A 2,734-nucleotide genomic window follows, 5' to 3' on the forward strand; every position below is an offset into this window, starting at 1 on the left:
GCCGCGGCCGACCAGGGCGCCACCACCACCTACCTCGGCCCCGACAGCGCGCACATCGGCCACAAGGAATCCGTCGCCGACACCGCCCGCGTGCTCGGCCGGATGTACGACGGCATCGAGTACCGCGGCTACGCACAGGCCACCGTGACCGAACTCGCCGAGCACGCCGGCGTCCCCGTCTACAACGGCCTGACCGACGAGCGCCACCCCACCCAGAGCCTGTGCGACGTCTTCACCATGCGTGAGCACAGCGGCAGGCCGCTGGAGCAGATCTCCTTCTGCTACCTGGGCGATGCCCGCAACAACACCGCCAACTCGCTGATGGCGATGGGCAGCCTGCTCGGCATGGACGTCCGTGTCGCGGCACCGCGCGAGCTGTGGCCGGACCCGTCCCTGGTGCAGGAGTGCCTGCTGCGCGGCGGGGACAGCGGCGCCCGGCTCACCCTCACCGAAGAGGTCGGCGAGGCCGTGAGCGGCGCGGACTACCTGTACACCGACGTCTGGGTCTCGATGGGCGAGGACCACAGCCGGTGGAAGGAGCGCATCGACCTGCTGCTGCCGTACCAGGTCGACGCAGGGGCCATGGCCGCGACCGGAAACCCCGGCACCGCGTTCCTGCACTGCCTGCCCGCCCTGCACGACCGCCGCACCGAACTCGGCGCCGAACTCGCCGAGCAGCACGGACTCGACGGCCTCGAAGTCACCGACGAGGTGTTCGAGTCGCCCGCGTCACTGGTCTTCGAGCAGGCCGAGAACCGCATGCACACCATCAAGGCGATCCTCGTCGCCACCCTCGGGAGGGACTGACCATGCGCATCGTCGTCGCCGTCGGCGGCAACGCCCTGCTCCGGCGCGGGGAGCACCCGGACGCCGCCGTCCAGCAACACCACGTCCACGACGCCGCCCGATCACTCGCCGAACTCGTCCTCGCCGGGCACGAGGTGGTGATCACCCACGGCAACGGTCCGCAGGTCGGCCTGCTCGCCGCCGAGAGCGAGACCGACCCGGCACTGACCGTGCCCTACCCGCTGGACGTCGTCGGCGCCGAGACCCAGGGCATGATCGGTACGCTGCTCGTCCGCGAGCTGACGGCCCGCCTGCCGGGGCGGAGCGTGACCGCACTGGTCACCCACACCGAGGTCGATCCGCAGGACCCGGCGTTCCGCCGGCCGAGCAAGTTCATCGGCGGTCAGCTGACCGACCGCCAGGCCAGGCTGATGGGAGCCGAACGCGGCTGGACCACCGCCCGCGACGGTGCCCGGCTGCGCCGCACCGTTCCCTCGCCCCGACCCGGGGCGATCACGGAACTGCCCGCGATCCGTGCCCTGCTGGCCGCCGGAACCGTGGTCGTCGCCGCCGGAGGCGGCGGTGTCCCGGTCGTCCGCGACCCCGACACCGGGCGCGTCCGCGGCGTCGAGGCCGTGGTCGACAAGGACCTCACCGCCGCCCTGCTCGCCGAGCAGCTCGACGCGGACGCCCTGCTGATCCTCACCGACGTCACCCATGTGTTCACCCGCTTCGGCGCTTCCCGCCCCGGCCCGCTCACCACGGCCACCCCCGGTGAACTGCGCGCACTCGACCTGCCCGAGGGCTCCATGCGTCCCAAGGCCGAGGCCGCGGCCGCCTTCGCCGAACGGACCGGCCACCTCGCCGTCATCGGCCCGCTGGACGACGCCCTCGGCGCGCTCCTCGGCACCACCGGCACCACCGTCCGCGCGCTGTCGCCGGCCGGGGACACGGGACGGAGGTCCGCGCCGACGGGACCTTCGGCCCTCGGCCCGGCAGTGTCCCGCACTGCTGTCTGAACCCACCCGGAAAGGAACTCTGATGAACCGTCTGCAGACCCGGCCCGCCCCCGGCGTCCTGGTGGAGACCCGCGGCGAGGTCACCCTGGCCGCGCCCGACTACGCGCGTACGAAGCTGCTCGCCGTGCTGGAGCGGCTCGACGAGCCCGTCCTCGCCGCCCGGGTGAAGCTCACCCAGGAGCCCAACCACGCGGTCTCCGAGCCCTCCCTCGCCCAGGCCGTGGTCGACCTCAACGGCAGGCCCGTACGGGCCCACGTGGCGGCCGCCACCATGCAGGAGGCGATCGACCTGCTCCAGGACCGGCTGAACGCGCGGATCGCCCGCGTGCGCAGGCACCACGACCACCACCGCCGGCACGGGACGGCCCCGGACGCCGGGGGCGACGGCAGCGGCCACGGGCACCGCCCGCAGCGGTCCGCCCGGGGCACCGGGGACCGCCGGATCGTGCGGCACAGGTCCTACAGCCCGGCACGGCAGACCGCCTGGGAGGCGGTGCTCGAACTGGAGGCGATGGACTACGACTTCCACCTGTTCACGGACACGGCGGGCGGTGGCGACAGCGTGGTGCACCGGGACGCCGACGACGGCGGGTACCGGCTGGCCACGAGCGGTCCCCGGGCCGAGCAGGTCCCGGGCCTGCCGGTGAGCACCGTCGGCGCGCCGGAACTCACCGTCGCCGACGCGGTCGAGCGCCTCGACCTGAGCGGTCTGCCCTTCGTGTTCTTCACCGACGCCGAGACCGGTCGCGGCAATGTGCTCCACCACCGGCACGACGGCCACTACGGCCTGATCACTCCCGTGTCGTAGCGACACGGGGCCGACCCGGCGGGCGTGGGGGCCGGCCGGGAACGGAACGCGGAACCGGGGGCGGCGTGGGGGCCGGCCCCGGCTCCTGCACGCCGCCGCGGTGCGGTCCCGGCCGGGCCGC

3 protein-coding genes are annotated in these 2,734 nt (G+C 73.8%); all 3 read left to right on the forward strand.

Annotation, left to right across the window (positions count from 1 at the left end; genetic code table 11):
• A partial coding sequence (gene argF / locus ABZ641_RS32065; RefSeq protein ID WP_359987513.1) for an ornithine carbamoyltransferase occupies positions 1-807 on the forward strand: 807 nt, incomplete at its 5' end.
• A gap of 2 nt (positions 808-809) precedes the next feature.
• On the forward strand, positions 810-1,805 hold the full coding sequence (locus ABZ641_RS32070) for a carbamate kinase (protein ID WP_359987516.1): 996 nt from the start codon (positions 810-812) through the stop codon (positions 1,803-1,805).
• A gap of 22 nt (positions 1,806-1,827) precedes the next feature.
• Positions 1,828-2,613, forward strand: a complete 786-nt coding sequence (locus tag ABZ641_RS32075; RefSeq protein WP_344622296.1) for an HPF/RaiA family ribosome-associated protein — start codon at positions 1,828-1,830, stop codon at positions 2,611-2,613.
• Positions 2,614-2,734 lie beyond the last annotated feature (121 nt).

It is taken from the genome of Kitasatospora sp. NPDC007106 (assembly GCF_040634455.1).
Taxonomy (GTDB): domain Bacteria; phylum Actinomycetota; class Actinomycetes; order Streptomycetales; family Streptomycetaceae; genus Kitasatospora; species Kitasatospora arboriphila.